This window comes from Paenibacillus sp. J22P51 (assembly GCF_059692215.1).
Window position 1 is genome coordinate 64,823 of record NZ_JCAUAZ010000009.1, and the last position, 23,284, is coordinate 88,106.

A 23,284-nucleotide genomic window follows, 5' to 3' on the forward strand; every position below is an offset into this window, starting at 1 on the left:
ATCTTATGGCATTTTCACAGGACGTGTTATCGGACAATGAGCAAGAGACGGCGCGTCAGGTACGAATTCAGCCAGCTTACGCATGAAATAGCATGACTCTGGAAAATGATGTTCAAGAAAACGAAGTGTTGATTTCGATAGCAATTGGTTATTGCGGTATTGAACGACTATGCGCTGCACGAACTCATAGAAAGCTTTCACGGTCCCCAACACTTCCGTAGCAAATTGCATCTCTGCTGGGAAGCCTGGGGGCGTGAAGCGCAAGTAACCATGCATCGCGCGATTTTTCACCATGTAGGACGAAAATAGCGAAGCAAATTTATCCGTTTCTGCACCAAGTATACCCTCTACAGGGTCTAGCAGACCTTTTAGCAGCACAGCGTGCCCTAACTGGTCTTCCAGCCATAGATCCAACAATTGGGTCAACGCAAGAGGCACAGCTGGAGCCCCCTGAACCCAGTAGGTGAGCTGCCGCAAATACTCTCTATTTTCATTAATTGTCCCGTTAAAGTAAGAGGGAGTCAGATTTAGATTGACGCGATTCCACAGCCGCATATGCTGCATGTGCCCTTCTAGCCTACAGTAAGCGTCTGCAAGTGGATACACACTTCTCGCAAAGACCTGCATGTTGGGAGAATCCGCTGCATCTGTCCATGAGAGTCCCTTTGCTTGCTGAATCGCATCTTGAAATAGCGGGATGTACCTCTCTGCTTCCTTCCACCACTTCGTTTCAGTTGGAGATATATAATCCCTTAGAAAATGAGCATGATCCTCCAGTACCTCGAGCCAGAATAGATGCTCTTCCTTCACTGACATTCCCGTCTCTTGCATCTTCGCAGGTCCCTCCTCCGCACGCCATTCTTTCATAAAATGTATGAGGAGAATTAAGCCTCTAGACCGCATCATGGTTCAGAAGGCATGGGATGACTGCCTGCTCATCCTACGGCGAAACCATTGGAAATTTATACATATCCGTTTCACACACTATCTGTGGATAACTTCTGGCCAATAGGCGTTGGAAGACCATCCATGCTGGTCATATTTTTCGCTTGCCAGTAGTCCAGCAGTCCTTCATCGCCTTTCTTCGTTGCCCAATTCTGCAGCGTATTGCGCTCCCCCTCATAGGTGTAGAAAGGAATGCTGTAACCGCAAGACGATTTCACCTCATGGATATCTACGACCATGATCTGACGCGCACCCGGCAGCAGCTCGAACTTAGGCGCCAGTCGATCCCACTCTTCAGAGCCAGGCAGGACAACGCGTCCTTTGCCATAGAGCCTTATAATTTGAGGCGGTCCTTCGATGGCCATGAACATGATGGTAATACGGCCATTCTCCGCTAGATGCGCGCTGGTCTCATTCCCGCTTCCGGTAAGATCCAGATAAGCCACTTGATTCGCAGATAAAATTCGCAGCACATCATGCCCCTTCGGTGAAATATTGACATGCCCCTCGGCAGATAACGGTGCCGAACCCACGAAAAAGATATGTTGCTTCGCGATAAATGCCTCATGCTCCGGCAGCAGTGACTCGAATGATCTCCCCATATCGTCGCTCAACGCCTTTCCATTTTCTTCTATTATGCGCTCCTTTACCCTATTTGTGAAATATACAAATCAAGTATTGTTTATAGGAAATTCCTATAGATGACCTGCTAAATATAAGCATGAACTTGTTGTATATTTCCAGGCTCCCCGAGGGATACTTAGTTAGTTGAAACTTATAGGAGGTGATTGTATCATGTCAACAACCAACAGTAACGACAACGTAGTAAGTCATGCTATTAATGCTGCTGAGGCAAGCGCTGAAGACAGCCAATCGAAGCAACAAGTAGAAGAATTATCTTCATTGCTGCAAAGTGCAACAACAAATGCCAGCGACGAGGAAACCTCCTCACAGGAATAATCCGCTTCTGTTCCGCAGTATAAAGGGCCTCAGTCGATGCAATATTTGCATCCTAGCCAACACGAAAAAGAGCTTTCCCTTCGTTTAAACACGATCAAGGGAGAGCTCTTTTTGGTGCGTAATGTGAAATCGTTCCGAATCATTAACCAAACGCCCAGCGTTCGAATATGGTGTAGCAAAAACGTAGGGATGATGAAACATGAACGACCTGGACCTGGAATTGGAACACCAACCTGTAAGTATACAAACCTATAAGGTGCTGCGCGACAAATTAAATCTGTTATATCCTGCCGTGATCCACCTGGACCCACCAACGGTGCAGCATACCATCAACACAACCATTGTAGATGTCGTGAACAAGCAGCTGCATGATCAGGGCTACCCACATAACCCGATGACAGATGTTACCGCTTATTACGAAATCAAGACGAATGAACGTCGCGTACTTAGCCTGTCTTTGATCAATTATGCCTTCTCCGGCGGAGCCCACGGAATGACGATTCAGCATTCCTTGACCTTCAGCACGGAAACCGGGAAAAGTTATACGCTCAAAGAATTATTTAAGCCAGGCAGCGATTATGTCGCAAAAATTAGTGCAATGGTTGCCGCCGAGATCAAGCGCCGTGACATTCCTTTGTTGGTTGAGTTTAAAGGCATTCGCCCTGATCAAGACTTCTATATCGCGGATAAATCGCTGGTTGTTTATTTTCAGCTCTATGAGCTTGCCGCTTATGTATATGGATTTCTCTATTTCCCGATTTCGGCCTATGCCCTTCAGGACATCATTGCAGAGGACGGCCCGCTCGGAAAAATGATGTATTAATACCGGCTACACGCAAACGATAATCTGTCGGCTAAAGTTGCCTTTGTTCACGGCACAGCGTGAATCGATGTGGAAGCCCGCTTTGATCAAAAGAGGGTCGATCTGCTCGGTTGTTACAATCACCGCTCGCCGCGCTAGTTGGCGGGCGGTTTGCAGCATTGCCAGCTTCTCTTCCTCCGGAAGCACGGAGCAAAGATTGTAAGGCATGTCCAGGATCAGCGCATCGTAGATGGGCTGTGAACCGACAAGCTGCGGAACGAGCGACCGCATGTCTGCGATCTGGACCACATCCGGCATGCCGAAGTGGTCCAGATTCACCCGCGCGCCGCGCACGGCCAGCGGGTTGATGTCGTAGCCCACGATGTCGATGCCCATCGACATCGCCTCCACCAGCACCGTGCCCATGCCGCAGCACGGGTCAATGACCCGCGTGCCCGCCACCTCGGGCACGGCGATGTTCACCACCGCCCGCGCGAGGCGCGTACCAAGGGCGGTGGAGTAGTTCTGCGGCTTCTGCTGATGCTGAAGCCATATGGCTTCGCCGTAGCTGCCCTCGCCGAACAACCACCGGCCTCCCAGCTCCGTCACGGCGAACCATTGCTCCGGCCTGCGCATCTCGGCCTTGCCGCGCAGCCCTAGCCCCAGTTCGCGCTCGACGCTCCTTTGGCGGTCATAGCTGACCGCCGTGTCCGTCTCCGCGAACACAACCTTGAACGTTGCGCCGCGCACGGTCAACGTACTTAACTGCGAGGCCAGCGCCGGCAGGCTGTCGGCCTCAAAGGCAACATCCATCCGCAGCTTCAGAAACGGGCTGCGGCTCGGCTCTACCTTACGCGCGCTGACGGCGTAGCGCGCACCAATAAAAGCGTCTGCGCCCAGCAACGTGCGCAGCTCCAACTGACACAAGGCCTGCTCATCCTCATGACAGGCAAATACATAGATATGTTCCAATTTGCTATCCCTCACTCTTTCCTTCACACTAAGCAAATTCCTGAATAACCTGCTTCACGAACGTATCCATCGTTTTGCACAAAAACATATCCTTCCGATACACAATCCCCATTTCCTTCTGTGGAACGGGATCGATAATCGGGATCGCGCTAAGCTTCTGCTCACGCATCTGAACGCCCATGCCTTCCATATAGGATTGAGGCAGAATTGCACCGCACACATGGTTTTTCGCCATTTGCAGCAGAGATTCGAGCGTAGACAGCTCCACAATCGGCTTCCAAGCAAGACCTATCTGCGCGCAGCAATCATCCATCATTTGCCGAACGTAGAACTTCTGCTGCAGCATTGCAATCGGAATCTCTGTCAGCTCCGCCAACCGAATTTCCTTCACCTGATCCTGGGCATATGAATGCTGATCCGACACCACAAGCTGAAGCTTCTCTTGGTACAACGGCATACACCGCAGCTGCTCGTCCTCCTCCGGCAGAAATACCACGCCAACATCCAACTCATTGCTCAGCAGTTTTTCTTTGGTCTCCTCAGTGGCCAGCTCCATCACAGATAGCTCGATTTGGGGATATTTCGCATGAAACGTCATAATCGTCGCCGTCAGTAAATGATTCCCGGAACAGCCAATCCGCAATCGCCCGCGCTGCATCCCTTGCAGCTCATTCATCGCCATCTGGGCTTGCTCCAGCTCGTGAAAAATGTTTCGACTATGCTTACGCAGAATCTCACCCGCTTCGGTCACATAAATCTTTTTGCCGATACGCTGAAAAAGCGGAGATCCCACCCGATCCTCCAACAATCGGATCTGTTGACTGAGCGTAGGCTGGCTAATGCCTAGCTTCTCTGCTGCTTTGGTGAAGTGCAGCTCCTCACACACCGCCAAAAAATACACCAACAACCGATAATCCACCTAGCGTCCCCCGATCATAGTTATTAACTATGATAGTAATTGATAAATCGCAATTGATCAATGATTGCGAATTTTCTATAGTTAAGGGTAAAAGATTGTGAGAGCCCTCCAACTGAAAGGTGGCACAACATATGTACGGAAGCATTCGAATAGAAAAAAATCAAAGCGGCAAGCACATGCCTAATTTAGATGAGAATCTAGGATTTGGAAAGCATTTTACAGCGCATATGTTTATGATGGATTACGAAGAAGGCACAGGCTGGCACGATCCTCGCATCATTCCTTATGGTCCGATTTCTCATGATCCCGCGGCGATGGTCTTTCACTATGGGCAAGCGGTTTTCGAGGGAATGAAGGCTTTCCGCACCGAGAGCGATGATGTTGTCTTATTTCGCCCGGATCAAAATGCCAAGCGTTTAAATCGCTCTAGTGAACGTCTCAGCATCCCGCAATTGGATGAAGAATTCGTGGTTCATGCTATTCAAGAGCTAGTTCGCATTGATGCCGCATGGGTACCGAAGAAGAAGGGTTCCTCTTTGTACATCCGTCCGTTCGTCATTGCAACGGAAGCCGTTTTAGGTGTTCGCCCATCTACGAACTATTCCTTTATTATCATTATGTCGCCAGTCGATGCTTACTATGAGGAAGGGCTGCAGCCGATTAACATCCTTGTGGAAAGCTATTATGCGCGATCTGTGCAAGGCGGAACAGGCAATGCCAAAGTAGCCGGCAATTACGCAGCCAGCTTGAAGGCACAAATGCTGGCTAAAGAGCATAACTGTGCGCAGGTGCTCTGGCTCGACGCCATCGAGAAAAAGTATTTGGAAGAAGTCGGCAGTATGAACGTCTTTTTCAAAATTGGCGGAGAAGTGGTTACGCCTAGCCTTAGCGGCAGCATTCTCGAGGGGATCACGCGGGGAAGCATTATCCACCTGCTCAAAGAATGGGGTATTCCAGTATCCGAGCGCAAAATTTCCATCGAGGACATCGTGCAGGCCCATGCGGATGGGACGCTGGAAGAGGCCTTCGGCACCGGCACCGCTGCGGTCGTATCACCAATTGGCAGCTTACTGTGGAACGGAACGCCAATGGTTGTGAACCATGGGGAGATCGGTGAGCTCGTGGAGCGACTGTATACGACGATTACCGGTATTCAAAGCGGAAAGCTGCCGGACACGTTTGGTTGGATGTTAAAGGTTTAAATCTATTACGCCTGTGTCGCTGCGCGACATCTGGGCATGAACAGAACAAAAGACACCCTGCTGGGTGTCTTTTTATATCTTCTGCGGACTTTGGGTCCGGCAGCTGGTTTGAAAGGGAACGTGGTTCCGCTATTTCCGCTCTATAAGGCAATTATCTCTCCGAAGGGGAACGTAGTTCCCTTATTTCCACGAAAAACGAGTAAAACGACCGCAAAATGCACAAATAGCGCCCTCACGTTCCCTTTCGCTAGCCTGAAACCCTACCAGCTACTTCTCCTCGTCCTTCGCTTTCCCCTGCTCTTCCACCACATGACCATCAATATCGATGATATCCTTGCTGCTAACCGCATCATCGCCAAGGAAATCCCTCAGCTTGTTCTTGGCTTTACGCCTGACCTCATCATCAATACTTTTCGAAACTGCCGCTAAGGCAAAAGCTAACGCACTTAAATCATCCACATACCCCACAACTGGCAGCAGATCGGGCATTAGATCCAGCGGCAGGATGAGATATCCCAGCGCACCATAGATTTGAACCTTCGCGCGGAGCGGCGTTTTCGGACTATCCAATGCGTAAAAAAGCAGCAAGCCGGTATAAATCACTTTACTGCCAGCTTTCTTGGCACCCTTTTTCAACTTGGACCAGAAGCCATCAATAGAGAAGTATTTTTCATATTTGGAAGGATTCATTTCGCTACCACTCCATTCATCAGCAATTGCCATTTATATACCCACTATTTTACACCTATCTCACGCATTAAGTCTCGGTTTGATCTTACCTCTTATTGTTATGCTCTAATTGATTATAGTTAATCGCATCTGGCAACAATGGTGAGAAACCTCTACTTTCGGTCATACAAGGGTGTGACCGCGTTTTAAGTAGAGGATCCCTATATATAGTTTGATTATCGCCAAAGAGAAGAATGATTGCGGGAACCAAAAACTCATACTTTCTACTTTGGTAAAAAAATGGAGGCGTGTGGTTGTGGCAGAAATTAAAATTCTTGATAATGGTCCCTTGCTTGTAAGTGGAGTTACGTTACTGGACGGCGAAGGAGATCCCATGGAAACGAAAGAACAGATTCACTTGTGTCGTTGCGGACTCTCGTCCAACAAACCTTACTGCAACGGTGCTCATAAAGGAAAATTTGAAAGTCAGGTTCGCGACTAACCTTCCTAGTAAAGGTACGATCGTTCTATCCTTTCACTAACTAAGGGCTGCTCTCAAGTTGATACTTGAAGAGCAGCCCTTTGTTTATTTATCGTATAGACGATCGGCTTATCGCACCACTTTCGCTCTCAATGGTTATCGCCTGCGCGGCGCGCAGCTCATTCTGATCCGTGTACGCTTGCATGTCGAAAGGAACGTCTACAGAAGCAGGCAGAACCATGTACCAAACGACATACCCCTCATCCGTCTTTACAATTTCGGCCTCATATTCCTTTGCCCCTGTTTCATCGGCCTTCACAACGATATGCGTTATCGTCGTATCCCCTATTTCTCCGAACAACAGGGAGACCCCCTTAGACTTCCCCAAATCGAATGGCATCATCATATAGGAAAGTGCAGTATCCGATAATGCATCCATTTTATCTCCACCAAAAGCGTATCCCCCGCCAGAAGCCCATTTCCACCCCAGCCAAGTATTCCGTGCTATTTCTACTTGTAAATCTGTCCCACCATGATCTTGCAGTCGTTTACTGAATTGTAGAACGCCTCCGTGGACAGGCTCTCGAAGAATGGTCTTAAATGTATTCTCCAAGGAAGAACCTCGAAATTGTTGAATAGCCTCCTGCGGTGTTTGTCCGAGTGGAATACGTATGGTCTCTGTAAGACCCATCGCTTTGGACAGCCGCCAATCCGCTATTCCTCCTGGCTTTTCTATCACGTAGATCATGAAGTAGGTAAGGATTAGCATGACAAGAAGCATCCCCGTAATCAAAGCATACCGGGGCATTCGCTTAACTGAGATTAGCATATGCGTTCAACCTCCGTTCGATGGTATTCGAGCGCAACATGAGCGTATCGCCCTATTTTACCATTAGTTGGAAGTTCGTGTCACTCTGTTAGCCTCACCAAGAACCTTACACAAATCCAAGTTGGCTCAACTAACTTTTACCCAAGTCCATCCAAAGAATGTCCCTATACAAATGGCCGCTTATCCTGTAAGGTGTTGAAATTAACATCTTGCTGCAAGAAACGAGGGCTTACTTATGCGATCCATCTTGAATAAACTCACTTCCATTCGGCTGCCCTTCTGGGTCATGTTCATGAATACGTTCAGTATGGCCGTCGGATTTTATATGATGATCCCCCTGCTTGCCTCTTATCTATTGAACGACATTCTGCTGACAGTCAGCATGGTTGGGATTATCTCCGCGATTCGCAGCTTCAGCCAGCAAGGGCTTTCCGTTCTTTGCGGTACGTTGGCCGACAAGCTTGGATATAAACGCACGATTCTCATCGGGTTGCTCATCCGCACCTTCGGATTTGGGATGTTCGGCTTTGTCGACAGCATCCCAGGCTTTATCATCGCTTGCTTCTTCTCCGGCTTAGGCGGATCTCTTTTCAATCCAGCAAGTTATGCCTATTATGCGGCACTATCTACATCGAGTAACCGTATTACCATTTACTCCATTCGAGAAATGTTAAGCAATATGGGATTCGTCGTAGGTCCCGTCTTAGGCGCCTTACTCATGGGCTTTCATTTCAAATACGTCAGTTTGGCCGCTACACTGATATTCGCATTTTCCTTTTTCTTTAGCCTCTTCTTTTTGCCGACTATCCAGAGTGAGCAATCTCGCAAGGCCTATACGGGCATCTTATCACAAATGAAAACCGTGCTGAGCAATCGCCCTTTTCGTCGGTTTATGATATTCACGATGATCTCCTGGTCCCTTGTCACCCAGTTATATATCGCTGTTCCATTTCGTGTGCATCAGATCTCTTCCGATGCGAATATAGGGCTCATTTACAGCTGCGGCGCCGTCGTCATGGTCCTGCTGCAGGTTCCCTTATCCAAATTAGGTAATAATAAGCTCCATCCCTTTGGCGTGATGTCACTAGGTACCTTGCTGCTCGCAGGGGGATTATTTACAATCGGCATGATGGGTTCCATTTGGGGGATCTATGCGGGGGTTATCGCCTTCATGATTGGGCAGGTATTTTTACAGCCCATGATGAATACCATGGTTTCCGACTATGCCGGGGATGAGCAAATTGCCAGCTATTTCGGATTTAACGGCTTTGCCCTCTCCATCGGAGCCATCATCGGAAACGTAGGCGGAGGATATTTGTATGATCTGGGCAATTACCTTGGATGGCAGGGACTTCCTTGGATTTGTTTCTTCGTGTTTGGACTGATGAATATTGGTTTTATGCAAAAAGAACAAAGAACGAAGGCCACGGGAAGCTCAATTCGCAGAGCCATTTTATGAATTATCAAGCTGCTATTCGCCAGCTCTAACGATCTGGTAGCTTACGGCCATAACGCCGTTACTGTAACCTTTGGAGTCAATCATTTTGAGATTCACCACATTCTCGATCCCATCGAAAAGACGCGTGCCAGATCCAGCCACAACCGGGCAAATGTTGAGGTTAAGCTCATCCAGCAATCCCTCTCGCAGCAACGATCGCACAAGTGTAGGGCTGCCCGGAACCTGAATATTCAGGCCTGGCTGCTGTTTGAGCCTCGTAATTTCTTCTACGAAATCTCCTCTTAGCAGTGTGGCCGGTTGCCAGTCCAGCGTAGCGAGTGTCCTAGAGACCACATATTTCGGCGAGTGGTTCAAGAATTTCGCCATCGGTACATCACTGCTCTGGCGCTGCCAGAATTGCGCCAAAAACTCATACGTCTGCGGCCCCAAGAGTACCGCATCCGCTTTCGCCACACCCTCCGCGATTCGCTCCATGATTTCTGCATTGCCCCACTTCTTGGGCGAGTTTTCCGGTGAGTCGATGACTCCATCCAGTGACATGAATAGTCCTGCAACGATTTTTCTCATTGTGAATTTGCTCCTTCTACTTTGGCTTTAATGCCAATAACTCTGGTACTAGTGTTTCTAGCTGCATTCCGCGTGATCCCTTTAACAGTACAGCGTGCTGCTTCTGAACATTAGTTTCAAGTGTTAGAAGCAGGGCAACCTTATCCTTAAACGACTGAACTCTGCCTACAGGGAATCGTTTCTCTGCTTCTAACGCAATCTGTTCGGCGAGAATTCCAACGGTATATACATAATCGATTTTGTTAGGATCCATATGCTTACCAATAACCCGATGAAAGTCCCCTTCTTGCTCACCAAGCTCAAGCATATCGCCTAATATAAGATGTTTTCTATCGAAGCCATCTAGCTCTTCAAACGTTCGAATGGCAGCAGCCATCGAGATTGGACTCGCATTCCACGCATCATTAATGATCGTAAAACCAGCGGGCGCTGCGATTTTTTCCATCCGCATATTCGTGACCTTCAGGGTTTTGAACCCCTTCTGCATGTCAGCCACCTGCACACCTAGGCTTCTGGCGACGCAGATTGCAGCTAGTGCATTGGTAATATTGTGCTTACCAAGTAACGGGATGTAGTACTCATTGCCGTCTATCGTAAAATAGGAACCATTTGCATCCGTTCGTGTGGCTTCCGCCCGTAAGTCGTTACCGGATGCTCCTCCAAAACGGGTGCTCTGCACATTCTTCTTTTGACCAATATCCCGAAGCCCACTTAAGAGTAGCGGATCATCTCCATTGTAGATAATCAAGCCTCCATCCCTCAAACCATTCACAATTTCCATTTTCGCAGCAGCGATGTTTTCCTTAGATCCTAAGGTAGACAGGTGAGACACACCGATCATCGTGATAATGACTATGTCCGGCCCTGCAATATGCGAAAGACGATCAATATGACCTCTATCGCTCATTCCCATCTCAATGACAGCAACTTCCGTGCTTCGGTCCATCTCTAGCAGCGTCAAGGGTACACCAATTTGGCTATTTAAATTCCCTATCGTTTTATGAACTCGATAGGTAGCACCTAGTACCGCATTAATCATGTCTTTGGTCGTTGTTTTGCCATTGCTCCCCGTAACCCCAATGACCTTGACGTTCAACTCATTTCGATAGTTAGCAGCAAGCAACTGAAGGGCTTCTAAGCAATCCTCCACGTAAATCAAAGGAATATGAGTTGGTGGATTTGGGTGATCCTTTTGCCATAAAGATGCCACCGCTCCCTGCCTTATCGCTTCTTTTACAAATAGATGGCCATCCAGATTCCTGATAATCGGTATAAAAAGATTGCCTGGCTTCACTGTTCTCGAATCAATAGAAATACCTCGAATGATAAGCTCCTCATGTAAAGTCGATAAGCCACTCCCACCGGCCATTTGCTCAACTCTTTTTAACGTATGATCAATCATGGATTCACCTCATCCATCCTCATTGTTTTTCATATGGATAATATACCCAAATAGTAACATAAAAGAACAGGGGGGAGTTAGGAGGATAATTTTATAAACGCCTATTGCACTCTATATCACGCGATGATATACTCATCCCATGATATATCACAACGTGATACAACGACTCGTGATACAACAGACAATGATATAAGCCAAAGGAGATTTTATGGATAGCGAAAAGCTCTACCGTCAGTATTTACCGATGTCCGAAACGGCCTATTACATTCTGCTTTCCCTTACTGAGGTTCGGCACGGTTATGGCATTATTCAGTTTGTTGAGGAGCTGACGCAAGGTCGGATCCACCTAGGTCCCGGAACCATTTATGGCAGCTTATCACGAATGGAGAAAGATCGTTTAATTCAGGCTGTAGCTGAAGAAGAGCGCCGTAAGCTGTATCGCATTACCCCCTCAGGCAAAGAACTACTCAAGCTGGAGATCGCCAGAATCACGGAGTTATACGAAAACGCGAAGAAAGTAGAGGGATCTTTATATGAATGAGACCAAAAAGGTGTTCAAATGGTGGGATGGTTCGCAATCGGAGACCATTTCTGCATGGCTAGAGGATATGGAGGCGCAAGGCTGGCACTTACTTCGAGTGAACTGGAATGGCCTGCGGTTTCACTTTGAGAAAGGTGCTCCCCGCAAAATGAGCTACTGCGTAGATTACCAAATGAAGGTGGATCCTAACTACATGGGAATTTTTGAAGATACGGGCTGGGAGAAAATTTACAGCGGTGCAGGTTGGTATATCTGGAGACAAACCTATCAAGAAGCAAAGCCTGAAATTTTCACCGACATTGACTCCATGATCGAGCGGAATAAACGGCTTATCGGTGTATTTACGGCACTTACTGCCGCTCAAGTTCCTATGATCGTGATAAATATCGACAGTGCGATCTTTTATCCACTGCTGATCCTATATGTCCCTCTCATCGGCCTGCTTGGGGTTAGTTTATACAGACTAGTCGCTGCAAATAAAAGACTTCAAGCCAAAAAGGACATTCTCTGATTCGCTAGCTGCCTAGCTGAATGTCCTTAAATCACCTAGCTTCGTTCGGCGCCCTCTACTATCCAATGGCTCCATGCTCTCTCAGCATGGCAATCACCGCAGTATGTCCTTGCTCTTTGGCCAGATCGATTGCATAGACGCCGTCCTCCGACTTCGCATTTACATCCGCACCATGCTCCAGCAATAGCTCAATAATTGGTGTACTATCCTTATGGAAAGCTGCCACATGTAAACTCGTATGCCCATTGCTATCCATAATCGTCGGCTTCGCACGGTGAGCGAGCAGCAGTTGAATGACCTCTAGGCTCCGCTCGCCAGCGATTGCTGCGTGTAGTGCTGTATTAGAAGGAATATAGCTAACTCTGGAGTGCGATACGGCATTCACATCAGCTCCATTTTCCAAAAGCAGCTTGATCACTTCTACCTGACCGAAATGTGCCGCGAAGCCTAAAAGGGTTAGTCCGTCACTGTTCTCAGCATTGCTAAGCGAAAGATCCGTGTCCAGCAGTTCCTTTACTCGATTTGCATCGCCAGTGCGTGCCGCTGTAAATATGTCGTTGATCATGTAGGGGTGGCCTCCTCTAACTTGTATGTATGTCAATTCGGCGAAAATCTAGTTTTTTCCTTTTTTCCCTACTAAATAAATCATCCCTAAGCGGATTGCAAAAAAAGACCCCCAGCAACATCGCTGCAGGCCTTCCACGCTCCTTGCATCCCCCTATGAGCAACTAGGCTAATCGGCCGATATACATCAATTCTTTCGCTTCGGTTTGATCCTCAGCTCCGTCGATAATCCGTTGCACATCCTGAAGCGTTTCCTGCAAGGAAACCGTCACACCAGCTGCACCTGTCATCGCTTCAGCCACATACAAAGGCTGCGTAAGATAGGCCTCTAGACGTTCCCCGCGACCAAAGGTTTGGACTTCTGCAGCTGGTAGCTCCTCCAATCCATGTGCTTGTACCAAGAAGCGCAATTCCTTATAGCGGCGCAGCAGCTTCTTAGCCTTTTGACCAATGGATAGATGAAGCGCATCCGTATAGGACCCCTCGATAATTTCGGAGGTGGACAATACAGGATTTATCGATGGGTAAATGTGCCTAGCAGCTAAGTCCGCATCAAATTGCCACAGTGTTTCGAGTGGTCCATAAGGCAAATCCTCATCAACCGCCTCACCCTTCAGATCAACGAGCAGCGTAGTTAGGGATTGAACACCTGCAGCCTGAAGTCGGTCTTGCAATTGATAGAGCTCATTACTGAGCACATGTGAGCGGTCTGCGGCAAGAATGACATCACGTGCAGCACCGATCTTACTAATCTGCTGGAAAGCCTCCTCTACGTTGCTGCAAATGACATCCACATCACCTGTGACATCTTCGATTTCGGGGTGCTCCCCTTCAGGCTCCAGAAGAATGGTTGCATAGCCTTGCTTTTTCAACACATGTAAGAGCTCGGCAAGAACGACTAACTGGCCCATTTTCGGACGGGCAACTAAGCCCGTTGTGCCTCCTTTGGCTAATGGTGCGAACAAATCTAAGGTCTTAATTCCGGTTTCGATCATCTCGAATCTCTCCCCAACTAGAATAAGTTCATCCAAGCTGCAATTCGCCAAGGAAGCCAATGCGACAAGTGTTCGAACCTCGGCGCGGCCCACGGGAATTTTGCCGGTACACAGATTTGAAACTGTTGCAGACCGTAACCCAACCGCCCGAGCAGCACTCGTCAAATTAGGAACGCGCCCACGAAGCAATGAAACATTCAATCGAATATCATCCAATAGGTTCAATCTCCTTACTTTTAAGAGTAATACATTTTACGCCCAAATGCAACAATAATTACTTTGTAAGTTTTAATTTTTACTCCGAAGAGTAATTGCAGATGGATTCTCTCTACTTCAAGGTACATCTATATAGCACTTTTCCCTTTCCTGTCTGTACGCAGCCTTCCCCAGTTATGGATCAACATGTCCATCGCCAAGCCAACTAACCAATAAGCCATCACATAAATCACATAAGCTAAGACCGTTAATGGCAGCAAAGCACTACTGCCTGGCCACTTCGTCGTATTCATGCGATCAAACAACGTATGGTCAAGGAAATCCAACTTTGAAAGCAGGTTAATTGGCGGGGTAAGTCTTATCCATAAATTTGCCAACCCGATCCCCACACCATCGCACACACAAACCATACAGCTCAGTACGAGAAGCCAGAAGGCAACTCTTTTCAAAAATGACAATGGAAAGACCTTCTTTCTACCTTAGTTGGTGTAGTTCTTCTTCGACCGACTTCGCACTTCATGCAGATAAGTGGGCTATCAGGCTCCTTTTCTTTTAATTGAGCAGCATACATCTGCAAGGTCCCTGTTCGATCCACAAAAGCTTCTCAGCCGTTAGCTGTTCCAGTTCGATCGTCAGTGTCGTAACTTCTTGAAAGCCTCCTCCAAATAAAATGGACCATAATGCTAGGGGATTCGCAAGGGGGAGCTGGTTTTTCAAGTACTCGGAGAGCTGTTCTCTGCACTTCGCATCGAAACTGCCACCCACCCAATAGATATAAGGTTTGCTAATATACGCACCTAGCCCGTCTGGCGGGTACTTGCATACTGCAATTTGCAGCCCATCTATATCCAGTTTGTTGGCTGTGTACCTCACCTCGAGCTCATCATCCAGCTCGTCCCAAGGAACGGGACCGCTAGGGAGTGGATCCATCTTCTTGATTTCCTTGACTTTCATCGTTATGAGTCCTGCGAAATCAACAACAGGCAGCGGTTGTTCAGCGGAAAGGAATTTAAACACGCTCATATCTATCATCCTCCTTGATTAACGCCGTTTCCGGTCTAAGATACGTATCACTGACTACACACAAGGAATAACTGTAAAAATACAGTTAATTTTGCGGAATCCGGCAGCTTTGAGCAAATAACTGGATTTCCTGTAGTTAATTTAGCGTCATTTCCCCAATTTGCCGATTTAGGGGCAATTTAACTGGAGATTTTCCATCTAATTGGCGGTATTCAGCAAATCGAGTTAAATTAGCTGGAGGTTTTCCAGTTAGTCAGTTCGATGCGCGGCCAAATTTACCATATTGTCCCAATGTATCATAAAAGTGTAGCTAAGGCTCATTCTGTTCGAGTAGTATCCCAGCTATCCCCTTTCAACTTCCACTCCCAAACCGCAAAAAAAAAGCTACCCCCGAAAGAGTAGCCCAATCACTGCAAACAAACCAAACACCGATAACATCGCACCCGAGATGCGATTGATCCATAGGAACGCTGCTCCTTTGAGCCGCTCTCGGAGCAGGCCAACCAACAAGCTCAACAGCAACCACCACAGCGCGGAGCCTGTGAAGACGCCGAGCACCAAGGCGATGGCAGGCGTAAAGCCTGTATCCCCGCTGTCCCCCAGCCCAAGTCCTGCGAAGGCGCCCACGAACGACATGATGGTCATCGGATTCGTAATGGTGAGCAGCAGGGTGGATGAATACGATTTGAACAACGTGTCCCCTGTTGCTTTGGCGGCGTGGGCCGCAGGCTTGGAGCGGAAGGTTTGCACGCCCAAATAGATAAGGAACAGACCACCTACCAGCTGTAGAATCACCTTTTGATCCAACAGGAAGCTAGTGATTAAAGTCAGTCCAAAACCCGCGATGAAGCCATAAATCGCATCTGCCGTAGCTGCTCCAAGCCCAGATAGAAAGCCATGTAAGCGACCTAATGTCAGGGTTCTGCGCATGCATAATATCCCAATAGGACCCACAGGTGCTGCGATCGAAAAGCCAAGCAAAAGCCCTTTTAACAACGGGATCAGCATGAATTAGAACACCTGCTCACCGTCATAAGTAGCGATTTTCTTATATAGATCCGGACGACGATCTCGGAAAATACCCCATTCAATACGCTGAATTTCCAGCTGGTCCAAGTCAAACTCAGCAACGAGAACCGTTTCCTCGTCACGTCCAGCTTCCTGAACCAGATTACCCTGCGGTCCTGCAATGAAAGACGAACCGTAGAAGTTGATGCTTGATTCTTCATCTTCTTCCTTACCGATCCGATTCGATGCGATAACCGGCATCAAGTTGCATGCCGCGTGACCGCGCATGCACATTTGCCAGTGATCTTTCGAATCGATCGAGCCATCTTGCGGCTCCGAGCCGATGGCCGTTGGGTAGAACAAAAGCTCCGCACCCATCAGCGCCATCACGCGAGCAGCTTCCGGGTACCACTGATCCCAACAAACGCCGACGCCGATTTTGGCGTAACGTGTTTTCCACACCTTGAAGCCAGTATCCCCCGGGTTAAAATAGAACTTCTCCTCATACCCCGGACCGTCTGGGATGTGGCTTTTGCGATACGTGCCAAGAACAGCACCATCGGCATCAATCACAGCAAGCGAGTTGTAGCGAGCGTAATTCTTTTTCTCATAGAAGCTGATTGGCAGCACAACTGCAAGCTCCTTAGCGATTTCACGGAAGTGATTAATCGCTTTATTCGTCTCCAGCTCCGTAGCGTAACGGTAGTAGTCCGATTTTTCCTTTTGGCAGAAATATGGCGTTTCGAATAGTTCTTGAATCAAAATAATTTGCGCGCCTTTAGCAGCTGCTTCACGAACCAATTTCTCCGCTTTGGCGATGTTTTCTTCTATGTTGTCAGAACAGCTCATTTGCGTGGCTGCCACTGTCACTTTTCTCAATGGAATCACCCTTTCTTGCTGGCTGGCATTTGCTGCGTCGTGCAGTGAACATTGCCGCCTTCTTTAATGATGGACATGCCGTTAATTGTACGAATTCTACGGTCTGGGAACGTCGCTTGAAGCACCTCGATCGCTTTGCGATCCGTCTCCTCTGCTGTCCCGCCAAACACCGGCAATATAATGCCGCCATTCACGAAATAAAAGTTCAAATAGCTGAGTGTCAAACGCTGCTCTTCAAAGAATGTAAGCGGTGGTTGCTCGATCTGAATAATCTCGAAGGAGCGACCCTTAGCATCCGTCGCACTACGGAGAATCTCCAAATTCTCCTGCGTAATCGCATAGTTGGCATCCGAAGGATCGTTGCACACTTGCAGAATGATTTTGCCTGGAGCTGCGAAGCAAGCAATATTATCAACGTGACCATCGGTCTCGTCGCCGTCCAGCCCTTTGTTCAGCCAGATAATCTTCTCCACGTTCACGAAATTGCGGACATGCTCCTCAATCTCTGCGCGGCTCAGATCCGGATTGCGGTTCGTGTTCAGCAGACATTCTTCCGTAGTCAAAAGGGTGCCTTCCCCATCCACGTGAATAGAGCCGCCTTCCATGACGAGCGGAGCGTCAAAACGTTTCACACCATGATGCTCCGCGATTTGCGGGGCTACGTTATCATCGAGATCCCAAGGCGCGTATTTGCCGCCCCATGCGTTGAATTTCCAATTAACTGCCGCGATCTCCTGCTGTGCATTCAACACGAACGTCGGTCCATTGTCGCGGAACCAAGCGTCATTATGCTGGATCTCAAGGAAATCCACGTTGGACTCCGTGAACATCGCTTTCACTTGCGCTGCATCGGAAGGGTTAACGATCACGGTAACAGGCTCAAATTCAGCAATTGCCTTTACCAAATCCGCGTAGCCCTGGGACACAACCGCGTGATCCTCTGGGTAAACCATCGATGCTTGAACAGGCCAAGAGATAAAGGTTCTCTCGTGCTCTGTCCATTCTGCTGGCATGCTATAGTTTAAATCTTTAGGTTTCGTCATCATTCGTCATCTCACTTTATCTCAATATAGTTACTAATCTCGGGATTATTAAATAAAAAAACATCGTCTCCCATCATAACTCAAAAGTAGCTAAGGCTCAATGTAAATAGGTAGTTCCGTGACCAAATCTTTGTCGACAACCTACATCGCTTTACACATGTAACGGCTCCACCATTACCTGCCAGCATATTTCAAGTGCTTTTAATGAACATTAAAAGAGGATTCATTAGATAGCATACCCGAAAGGATGGATCACATTGGCAACTGTTCTGTATATTACCGCTCACCCTCATGACCATCAAACCTCTTACAGTATGGCTGTCGGAAAAGCTTTCATCGATGTTTATCGAGAAGCGAATCCCAGTGATGAAGTGATTCCTATTGATTTGTATCGTGTCCAAGTGCCGCATATTGATGCGGATGTTTTCAGCGGCTGGGGTAAGCTGCGCAGCGGGCAGGAGTTTTCCTCCTTAACAAGCGATGAAAGCTCCAAGGTAGGACGAATTAATGAGCTTACGGAGCAATTTATAGCCGCAGACAAATACGTTTTCGTTACTCCGATGTGGAATTTCTCGTTCCCGCCTGTGATGAAAGCTTATCTGGATGCTCTTTGCGTAGCTGGCAAAACGTTTAAGTACACCGAAGCTGGCCCTGTTGGCTTACTTTCTGGCAAAAAAGCACTTCATATCCAAGCCCGCGGCGGCGTGTATTCGGAAGGGCCGGCTGCAGCCATGGAATCTGGTCATCGGTATATCTCAATCATAATGGCTTTCTTCGGTATTACAGAAACGCAAGGTCTGTTCGTTGAAGGGCATAACCAATTCCCTGATAAAGCGCAGCAAATTAAAGCCGATGCGATTAGTAAAGCGCAAGATTTGGCGAAAAGCTTTTAAATAACGCCTACGTATTCCGCGAGTTAGTCGATTACTTCGACTTATTGCTGCCCCAGGGTTACTTTTGCTGGCGAGTTAGTCGATTTTTTCGACTAATTGCTGCCTCAGGGCTGCTTCTGCTGGCGAGTTAGTCGATTTTTTCGACTTAATGCTGCCCCAGGGTTACTTCTGCTGGCGAGTTAGTCGATTTCTTCGACTAACTGCTGCACTTGGGCGCTTCTGAGGGCGTGTAAGTCGATTTTTTCGACTTAGAGCTGCCCTTGGGCGCTTCTGAGGAAGTGTAAGTCGATTTTTTCGACTTACTGTGGCCTGAGGGATACTTTTGCGGGCGAGTTAGTCGATTTTTTCGACTTACTGTGGCCTGAGGGGTACTTTTGCGGGCGAGTTAGTCGATTTTTTCGACTTAGAGCTGCACTTAGGCGCTTTGAGGAAGTGTAAGTCGATTTTTTCGACTTAATGTGGCCTTGAGGGGTACTTTGCGGGTACGTTAGTCGATTTTTTCGACTTACTGCAGCCCAAGGGCTACTAGAAATAACACGAAGCTACCCTACCAGGGTGACCTCGTGCTAATTAACCTGCCGATGGTTCATTATGAACTGTCGGCATTTTTTGCGGAAAGCGAAGCACCTACTTATGTATCCCTCTGCCCATAGACACACTTTATTGCTATTCCCTGTGATTCTAATCACAGGGGTCCCCTCCTCTAGTTCGCTATACTGAAGGCATCAAGTCATTCTACCCGAAATGAGATGATCCGACATGCTAAGCGAACAAACCATCCGAATCATTAAATCCACTGTGCCTGTACTAGAAGTTCATGGTGTAGAAATAACCAAGCGTTTCTATGACAAGCTGTTTACGGCTCACCCGGAGCTCCTACATCTTTTCAATCACGCTAATCAAAAACAAGGCCGACAACAGACAGCTTTAGCTAATGCCGTTTATGCGGCAGCGAAGCATATTGATCGGTTGGAAATGATCCTGCCAGCTGTTAAACAAATTGCACATAAGCATCGCAGTCTTGGTGTTAAACCAGAACAATATCCCATCGTTGGGGAATATTTACTAGGTGCGATTAAAGATGTTCTGGGCGATTCGGCGACGGACGACATTCTCGGGGCTTGGGCTGAAGCGTACGGGGTCATCGCCAGTGCATTCATTGGCATTGAGTCTGATATGTATACGAACTCCGCTCTTCAGCCTGGGGGATGGAGCGATTTCAGACCGTTCATTATCTCAGGTAAAAAAAGAGAGAGCGACGTCATTACATCCTTCTACCTGACGCCGCAGGATCATGGTCCACTTGCTGCATTTGAACCTGGACAGTATGTCAGTATCCGTGTACAAATTCCAGGAGAAACGTACACACATATTCGGCAATATAGCCTCTCTCACACATCTGGACAGCCGTTTTATCGGATTTCAGTTAAACGCGAAGACACCAACCCGGCTGTTCCTGCGGGCAAAGTTTCTCTCTATTTGCACAACCAGATGCAAGAGGGAGACATTGTCTGGCTTTCTGCGCCGGCAGGTGACTTTACACTAGATCAAGCGGATACACGACCTGTTACGCTACTCAGCGGCGGTGTCGGACTCACCCCTATGGTGAGCATGCTGCATTCACTTGTAACCACGCAGCCGAATCGTAAGGTTACCTTTATCCATGCTGCTCAAAATGGTCAACATCATGCACTTCGGAGAGAGGTCGAACAGCTGGCTGAGGAGCATCCTCAAGTGACTGTTGCTTGGTGCTATGCTCAGCCGACAGATCTCGATATCAGTGAACGGGTATATCACAAGCTGGGCTATCTTGATCTGCCTTGGATCCAAAGCCTTGTGCCGACAGTGGATGGCAGCTTTTACTTCTGCGGACCCTTGCCGTTCATGAAAACCGTGAATCAATCACTTATCGCCTGGGGTGTTCCAGAAGCCGACCGTCATTACGAATTTTTCGGTCCAACAGGAACTCTCTCCTAAACAAACAAGGGAGAAAAGCCTAGTCGCTCTTTCTCCCTGTTTCTCGCAGCAGCCGATTCACGGTTTCTCGGCGAAGCCCAATGAACTGACCGATTTCCTCTTGGGTCAGCACGTCTGTCAGCTTCAATGTTCCTATATAATGTTGAAACCACGATTCCAGCTTCAACAATTTAGCCGCTGGAGCGATTTCTGTCAGCTGATCGATACGCTGCTGCATCATGCGCAGCTTGTCCTGCAATTGACGCGCGATCGTGCGAAAGTGGTCTGGGTTGCGTTCCAAGTCCTCATACCAGGGCTCAGCAGGCAGCACTTCAACATCACTTGTCACTAGCGCAATCGCTGTTGCATAGTAGGCGCTTGGACTAATCAGCGAATGATGCGGAATCGTCTCACCGGGTACAATAATATTGACGAGTGTCGTATTCCCGTCCTCATGCGATCTGACGATTTTCAACAGACCGGTATGCAGCTTGAATAGTGAGCCCGACTCTCCTTGGCGGAATAGGATTTCTCCCTTATGCAGTTTCATTTTCGTAGCTCCTTCAATATACAAAAAAGCGACAGCACTTTCTGCTGATCGCTTTTTCGATTTCACACTGATGACGGCGTGCTATAATTCTTTCTTCATCGGCTCGAATGGAGCTCGAGTCAACAGTCTAACCTGTGTTAATTTACCCGATAAGCTCACATACCAGTTCATCTGCTCAACCTTGCCAATAAGCCAAATCGAAATCAGCAATCCTGTTAGCGACACAAGCACCGCAATCGGTAAAGCCCACATCGAGACAGGATGAGCGAAATAAGGGATGAACGAGACGGACAGGATCGGTGCCGCATTCCATTTGAAAAATTGAATAAGAGTTATCGTTACAAGGGCTGTTAAAAAGAAAGAAATTGCGCCCGTACCTATCGTATAAAAAAGGCTTCCCATCGTAACTGCAATGATGGCTCCAATAATAATTCGTCGTATTTCTCTAATGTTATCCACGCGATGCATGAATAAAAAGCTGAATGCCCCCAGCGTTGGGTAAAAGACCATCTTCATCGATGGAAAGTGATAGGAAGCCCAGTAAGCGCCCATCAAATAGCAGCAAATAAGAAGTGAACGAAGAAACATCGTTGGTTCCCGTCCTTTTCTGTATGGGATATAAGAAGTCACAATTAGACCAGACCTCTCCCATTTTACAAATGATCCAAGCGTAGGTCAATGACTTTAAGTTGCCATTTGGAGACCTAGCTCCGATCCACCGACACCGTCGTCGAAGCAAAGAACTTCGCCACAGCAAAAGACGCCGCCCCAAGCACAGTCGACCGATCACCAAGCTCCGAAAACTCCACCTTCAGCTGCTTACGTGGATGTGGCAGAGATCGCTTTTCCAACAGCTCGAGCAAAGGCTTCATAAGCCATTTCTCACCGCCAGCCAGCCGACCACCGAGAATAATAAATTCCGGATTATACCCATTAATGATGTTCACCACACCGACCCCAAGGTAATAACCCAGCCGCTCAAAAAGCGAAATGACCTTCGCGTCGCCGCTTTCGGCTTTGCTAAGCATGGTTTCCAGGTCGACTTCGCGCCCTAATTCTTGCCCCGCTTGCTCCAATAACGCATGCTCCGATGCGTAAAGCTCCCAGCAGCCTAAACTGCCGCAGCGGCATTTGGGACCGTCATGCTGGATCGAGATGTGGCCGATCTCGCCAGAGAAACCAGTCGCCCCGCGATAGAGCTCGTTTTTAATAATAATGCCCGCACCGATCCCCATTCCGATGGACACATAAATGAGATTCGCGGTGTCTTTGCCTGCGCCAAACTGCTTCTCGCCCACTGCCCCAGCATTCGCTTCATTATCAATCACAACAGGCAGCCCGAATTCAGCTTCGAGCTGGCCCAGCAGCGGCACATTTTCCCAACCCAGATTCGGGGCAAACAACAAATTCCCCTCCTCATCGCAGATACCTGGCACGCCAAGTCCAATACCAATAACGCCATAAACGCTCTCTGGCGCTGTTTCTATTAGTTCACGAATCGTCGTTTTCAGCAGGCGGGTAACCTGCTCCACGCTCTCATTGTGATGCTGGATGCGATTCTCACGAATCACTTTTCCCGTTAGGTCCGTGAGCACAGCCAAGATATCATGCACACCAAGATCAACGCCAATCGCATATCCCGCTGTTCCGTTAAATAGCAGCATCATCGGCTTTCGCCCGCCGCTGGATTCCCCTACACCGATCTCCTCGACGAGAGAGCTCTCGATGAGTTCATTCACGAGACTAGATACTGTCGCCTTCGTCAGCCCTGTAATCTCAGCGATTCTAGCGCGTGAGATCGGTGAATCTGTGCGAATGTGATGCAAGACAATTGTTTTATTTATTTTTTTCACGAGGTTTAAGTCGCCTGTTTGTTTCATGGTTATCCTCCATACCGT

Annotated in this window: 27 protein-coding genes; 9 read left to right on the forward strand and 18 right to left on the reverse strand. The window is 48.1% G+C overall.

Annotated features, from left to right (window positions below):
• Positions 1-3: 3 nt before the first annotated feature.
• Positions 4-831: a DUF2935 domain-containing protein gene (locus AC58QC_RS19430; RefSeq protein ID WP_497416754.1), complete on the reverse strand. Its 828-nt coding sequence runs from the start codon at positions 829-831 to the stop codon at positions 4-6.
• A 146-nt stretch (positions 832-977) separates the two neighbouring features.
• Positions 978-1,547: a pyridoxamine 5'-phosphate oxidase family protein gene (locus AC58QC_RS19435; RefSeq protein ID WP_497416755.1), complete on the reverse strand. Its 570-nt coding sequence runs from the start codon at positions 1,545-1,547 to the stop codon at positions 978-980.
• Between the two features lie 193 nt (positions 1,548-1,740).
• Here AC58QC_RS19435 and AC58QC_RS19440 point away from each other — a divergent pair, with 193 nt between their 5' ends.
• Complete coding sequence (locus tag AC58QC_RS19440) at positions 1,741-1,905, forward strand: hypothetical protein (protein WP_497416756.1); 165 nt, start codon at positions 1,741-1,743, stop codon at positions 1,903-1,905.
• A 199-nt stretch (positions 1,906-2,104) separates the two neighbouring features.
• Entirely contained in the window at positions 2,105-2,728 is a 624-nt protein-coding gene (locus tag AC58QC_RS19445) for a DUF3298 and DUF4163 domain-containing protein (protein WP_497416757.1), read from the forward strand.
• Positions 2,729-2,734: 6 nt separating this feature from the next.
• On the opposite strand, the gene AC58QC_RS19450 is transcribed toward AC58QC_RS19445, so the two are convergent.
• Together AC58QC_RS19450 and AC58QC_RS19455 are read right to left on the reverse strand one after the other, a co-directional pair.
• Complete coding sequence (locus tag AC58QC_RS19450) at positions 2,735-3,679, reverse strand: TRM11 family SAM-dependent methyltransferase (protein ID WP_497416758.1); 945 nt, start codon at positions 3,677-3,679, stop codon at positions 2,735-2,737.
• A gap of 28 nt (positions 3,680-3,707) precedes the next feature.
• Positions 3,708-4,598 (reverse strand): LysR family transcriptional regulator, encoded by an 891-nt coding sequence (locus AC58QC_RS19455; protein WP_497416759.1) that lies wholly within the window; start codon positions 4,596-4,598, stop codon positions 3,708-3,710.
• 131 nt (positions 4,599-4,729) lie between these two features.
• Between AC58QC_RS19455 and AC58QC_RS19460 the strand changes: the two genes are divergently transcribed.
• Positions 4,730-5,800 carry a branched-chain amino acid aminotransferase gene (locus AC58QC_RS19460; RefSeq protein ID WP_497416760.1) on the forward strand — a complete coding sequence of 357 codons (1,071 nt, stop codon included), beginning with the start codon at positions 4,730-4,732 and terminating at the stop codon, positions 5,798-5,800.
• A gap of 267 nt (positions 5,801-6,067) precedes the next feature.
• On the opposite strand, the gene AC58QC_RS19465 is transcribed toward AC58QC_RS19460, so the two are convergent.
• Complete coding sequence (locus AC58QC_RS19465) at positions 6,068-6,490, reverse strand: DUF1232 domain-containing protein (protein WP_497416761.1); 423 nt, start codon at positions 6,488-6,490, stop codon at positions 6,068-6,070.
• A 295-nt stretch (positions 6,491-6,785) separates the two neighbouring features.
• Here AC58QC_RS19465 and AC58QC_RS19470 point away from each other — a divergent pair, with 295 nt between their 5' ends.
• The gene (locus AC58QC_RS19470) at positions 6,786-6,971 is read left to right on the forward strand and encodes a CDGSH iron-sulfur domain-containing protein (protein WP_497416762.1); all 186 of its coding nucleotides are present in this window, start codon (positions 6,786-6,788) and stop codon (positions 6,969-6,971) included.
• A gap of 88 nt (positions 6,972-7,059) precedes the next feature.
• Here AC58QC_RS19470 and AC58QC_RS19475 read toward each other — a convergent pair whose 3' ends face one another.
• Positions 7,060-7,779, reverse strand: coding sequence for a hypothetical protein (locus AC58QC_RS19475; protein WP_497416763.1), 720 nt, complete (start codon positions 7,777-7,779; stop codon positions 7,060-7,062).
• 235 nt (positions 7,780-8,014) lie between these two features.
• Between AC58QC_RS19475 and AC58QC_RS19480 the strand changes: the two genes are divergently transcribed.
• Positions 8,015-9,238: an MDR family MFS transporter gene (locus AC58QC_RS19480; protein ID WP_497416764.1), complete on the forward strand. Its 1,224-nt coding sequence runs from the start codon at positions 8,015-8,017 to the stop codon at positions 9,236-9,238.
• 12 nt (positions 9,239-9,250) lie between these two features.
• On the opposite strand, the gene AC58QC_RS19485 is transcribed toward AC58QC_RS19480, so the two are convergent.
• A complete protein-coding gene (locus AC58QC_RS19485; RefSeq protein WP_497416765.1) occupies positions 9,251-9,805 on the reverse strand; it encodes a dihydrofolate reductase family protein in 555 nt (184 codons plus the stop codon).
• A gap of 16 nt (positions 9,806-9,821) precedes the next feature.
• Positions 9,822-11,207: a UDP-N-acetylmuramoyl-tripeptide--D-alanyl-D-alanine ligase gene (locus AC58QC_RS19490; RefSeq protein WP_497416766.1), complete on the reverse strand. Its 1,386-nt coding sequence runs from the start codon at positions 11,205-11,207 to the stop codon at positions 9,822-9,824.
• 208 nt (positions 11,208-11,415) lie between these two features.
• Between AC58QC_RS19490 and AC58QC_RS19495 the strand changes: the two genes are divergently transcribed.
• Together AC58QC_RS19495 and AC58QC_RS19500 are read left to right on the forward strand one after the other, a co-directional pair.
• Positions 11,416-11,748, forward strand: a complete 333-nt coding sequence (locus tag AC58QC_RS19495; protein WP_497270453.1) for a PadR family transcriptional regulator — start codon at positions 11,416-11,418, stop codon at positions 11,746-11,748.
• A complete protein-coding gene (locus AC58QC_RS19500; protein WP_497416767.1) occupies positions 11,741-12,259 on the forward strand; it encodes a DUF2812 domain-containing protein in 519 nt (172 codons plus the stop codon). The genes AC58QC_RS19495 and AC58QC_RS19500 overlap by 8 nt, the downstream gene beginning before the upstream one ends.
• 58 nt (positions 12,260-12,317) lie before the next feature.
• On the opposite strand, the gene AC58QC_RS19505 is transcribed toward AC58QC_RS19500, so the two are convergent.
• The 7 genes from AC58QC_RS19505 to AC58QC_RS19535 all read right to left on the reverse strand — a co-directional run bounded on the left by AC58QC_RS19505 (position 12,318) and on the right by AC58QC_RS19535 (position 17,990).
• Entirely contained in the window at positions 12,318-12,824 is a 507-nt protein-coding gene (locus tag AC58QC_RS19505) for an ankyrin repeat domain-containing protein (protein WP_497416768.1), read from the reverse strand.
• Between the two features lie 163 nt (positions 12,825-12,987).
• Positions 12,988-14,034, reverse strand: a complete 1,047-nt coding sequence (locus AC58QC_RS19510; protein WP_497416769.1) for a P-loop NTPase family protein — start codon at positions 14,032-14,034, stop codon at positions 12,988-12,990.
• Positions 14,035-14,162: 128 nt separating this feature from the next.
• Positions 14,163-14,492, reverse strand: coding sequence for a hypothetical protein (locus tag AC58QC_RS19515; RefSeq protein WP_497416770.1), 330 nt, complete (start codon positions 14,490-14,492; stop codon positions 14,163-14,165).
• Between the two features lie 94 nt (positions 14,493-14,586).
• Complete coding sequence (locus tag AC58QC_RS19520; RefSeq protein ID WP_497416771.1) at positions 14,587-15,057, reverse strand: hypothetical protein; 471 nt, start codon at positions 15,055-15,057, stop codon at positions 14,587-14,589.
• 384 nt (positions 15,058-15,441) lie between these two features.
• Positions 15,442-16,065: a LysE family translocator gene (locus AC58QC_RS19525; RefSeq protein WP_497416772.1), complete on the reverse strand. Its 624-nt coding sequence runs from the start codon at positions 16,063-16,065 to the stop codon at positions 15,442-15,444.
• A 3-nt stretch (positions 16,066-16,068) separates the two neighbouring features.
• Complete coding sequence (aguB, locus tag AC58QC_RS19530; RefSeq protein WP_497416773.1) at positions 16,069-16,944, reverse strand: N-carbamoylputrescine amidase; 876 nt, start codon at positions 16,942-16,944, stop codon at positions 16,069-16,071.
• Positions 16,945-16,949: 5 nt separating this feature from the next.
• Positions 16,950-17,990: an agmatine deiminase family protein gene (locus tag AC58QC_RS19535; protein WP_497416774.1), complete on the reverse strand. Its 1,041-nt coding sequence runs from the start codon at positions 17,988-17,990 to the stop codon at positions 16,950-16,952.
• A 254-nt stretch (positions 17,991-18,244) separates the two neighbouring features.
• Between AC58QC_RS19535 and AC58QC_RS19540 the strand changes: the two genes are divergently transcribed.
• A complete protein-coding gene (locus tag AC58QC_RS19540; RefSeq protein ID WP_497416775.1) occupies positions 18,245-18,880 on the forward strand; it encodes an FMN-dependent NADH-azoreductase in 636 nt (211 codons plus the stop codon).
• Between the two features lie 759 nt (positions 18,881-19,639).
• Positions 19,640-20,857 (forward strand): NO-inducible flavohemoprotein, encoded by a 1,218-nt coding sequence (gene hmpA, locus AC58QC_RS19545; protein WP_497416776.1) that lies wholly within the window; start codon positions 19,640-19,642, stop codon positions 20,855-20,857.
• Between the two features lie 19 nt (positions 20,858-20,876).
• Here hmpA and AC58QC_RS19550 read toward each other — a convergent pair whose 3' ends face one another.
• The 3 genes from AC58QC_RS19550 to AC58QC_RS19560 form a co-directional block, all read right to left on the reverse strand.
• The gene (locus AC58QC_RS19550) at positions 20,877-21,386 is read right to left on the reverse strand and encodes a Crp/Fnr family transcriptional regulator (RefSeq protein WP_497416777.1); all 510 of its coding nucleotides are present in this window, start codon (positions 21,384-21,386) and stop codon (positions 20,877-20,879) included.
• A gap of 81 nt (positions 21,387-21,467) precedes the next feature.
• On the reverse strand, positions 21,468-21,974 hold the full coding sequence (locus tag AC58QC_RS19555) for a hypothetical protein (protein WP_497416778.1): 507 nt from the start codon (positions 21,972-21,974) through the stop codon (positions 21,468-21,470).
• Between the two features lie 116 nt (positions 21,975-22,090).
• Entirely contained in the window at positions 22,091-23,266 is a 1,176-nt protein-coding gene (locus AC58QC_RS19560; protein ID WP_497416779.1) for an ROK family protein, read from the reverse strand.
• Positions 23,267-23,284: the final 18 nt, after the last annotated feature.

Bases quoted from the DNA above. Each gene is read 5' to 3' on its own strand.
- AC58QC_RS19430 (WP_497416754.1), bottom strand. From the start codon at position 831: ATGCAAGAGACGGGAATGTCAGTGAAGGAAGAGCATCTATTCTGGCTC.
- AC58QC_RS19435 (WP_497416755.1), bottom strand. From the start codon at position 1,547: ATGGGGAGATCATTCGAGTCACTGCTGCCGGAGCATGAGGCATTTATC.
- AC58QC_RS19440 (WP_497416756.1), top strand. From the start codon at position 1,741: ATGTCAACAACCAACAGTAACGACAACGTAGTAAGTCATGCTATTAAT.
- AC58QC_RS19445 (WP_497416757.1), top strand. From the start codon at position 2,105: ATGAACGACCTGGACCTGGAATTGGAACACCAACCTGTAAGTATACAA.
- AC58QC_RS19460 (WP_497416760.1), top strand. From the start codon at position 4,730: ATGTACGGAAGCATTCGAATAGAAAAAAATCAAAGCGGCAAGCACATG.
- AC58QC_RS19465 (WP_497416761.1), bottom strand. From the start codon at position 6,490: ATGAATCCTTCCAAATATGAAAAATACTTCTCTATTGATGGCTTCTGG.
- AC58QC_RS19475 (WP_497416763.1), bottom strand. From the start codon at position 7,779: ATGCTAATCTCAGTTAAGCGAATGCCCCGGTATGCTTTGATTACGGGG.
- AC58QC_RS19480 (WP_497416764.1), top strand. From the start codon at position 8,015: ATGCGATCCATCTTGAATAAACTCACTTCCATTCGGCTGCCCTTCTGG.
- AC58QC_RS19485 (WP_497416765.1), bottom strand. From the start codon at position 9,805: ATGAGAAAAATCGTTGCAGGACTATTCATGTCACTGGATGGAGTCATC.
- AC58QC_RS19490 (WP_497416766.1), bottom strand. From the start codon at position 11,207: ATGATTGATCATACGTTAAAAAGAGTTGAGCAAATGGCCGGTGGGAGT.
- AC58QC_RS19495 (WP_497270453.1), top strand. From the start codon at position 11,416: ATGGATAGCGAAAAGCTCTACCGTCAGTATTTACCGATGTCCGAAACG.
- AC58QC_RS19500 (WP_497416767.1), top strand. From the start codon at position 11,741: ATGAATGAGACCAAAAAGGTGTTCAAATGGTGGGATGGTTCGCAATCG.
- AC58QC_RS19505 (WP_497416768.1), bottom strand. From the start codon at position 12,824: ATGATCAACGACATATTTACAGCGGCACGCACTGGCGATGCAAATCGA.
- AC58QC_RS19520 (WP_497416771.1), bottom strand. From the start codon at position 15,057: ATGAGCGTGTTTAAATTCCTTTCCGCTGAACAACCGCTGCCTGTTGTT.
- AC58QC_RS19525 (WP_497416772.1), bottom strand. From the start codon at position 16,065: ATGCTGATCCCGTTGTTAAAAGGGCTTTTGCTTGGCTTTTCGATCGCA.
- AC58QC_RS19535 (WP_497416774.1), bottom strand. From the start codon at position 17,990: ATGATGACGAAACCTAAAGATTTAAACTATAGCATGCCAGCAGAATGG.
- hmpA (WP_497416776.1), top strand. From the start codon at position 19,640: ATGCTAAGCGAACAAACCATCCGAATCATTAAATCCACTGTGCCTGTA.
- AC58QC_RS19550 (WP_497416777.1), bottom strand. From the start codon at position 21,386: ATGAAACTGCATAAGGGAGAAATCCTATTCCGCCAAGGAGAGTCGGGC.
- AC58QC_RS19555 (WP_497416778.1), bottom strand. From the start codon at position 21,974: ATGTTTCTTCGTTCACTTCTTATTTGCTGCTATTTGATGGGCGCTTAC.
- AC58QC_RS19560 (WP_497416779.1), bottom strand. From the start codon at position 23,266: ATGAAACAAACAGGCGACTTAAACCTCGTGAAAAAAATAAATAAAACA.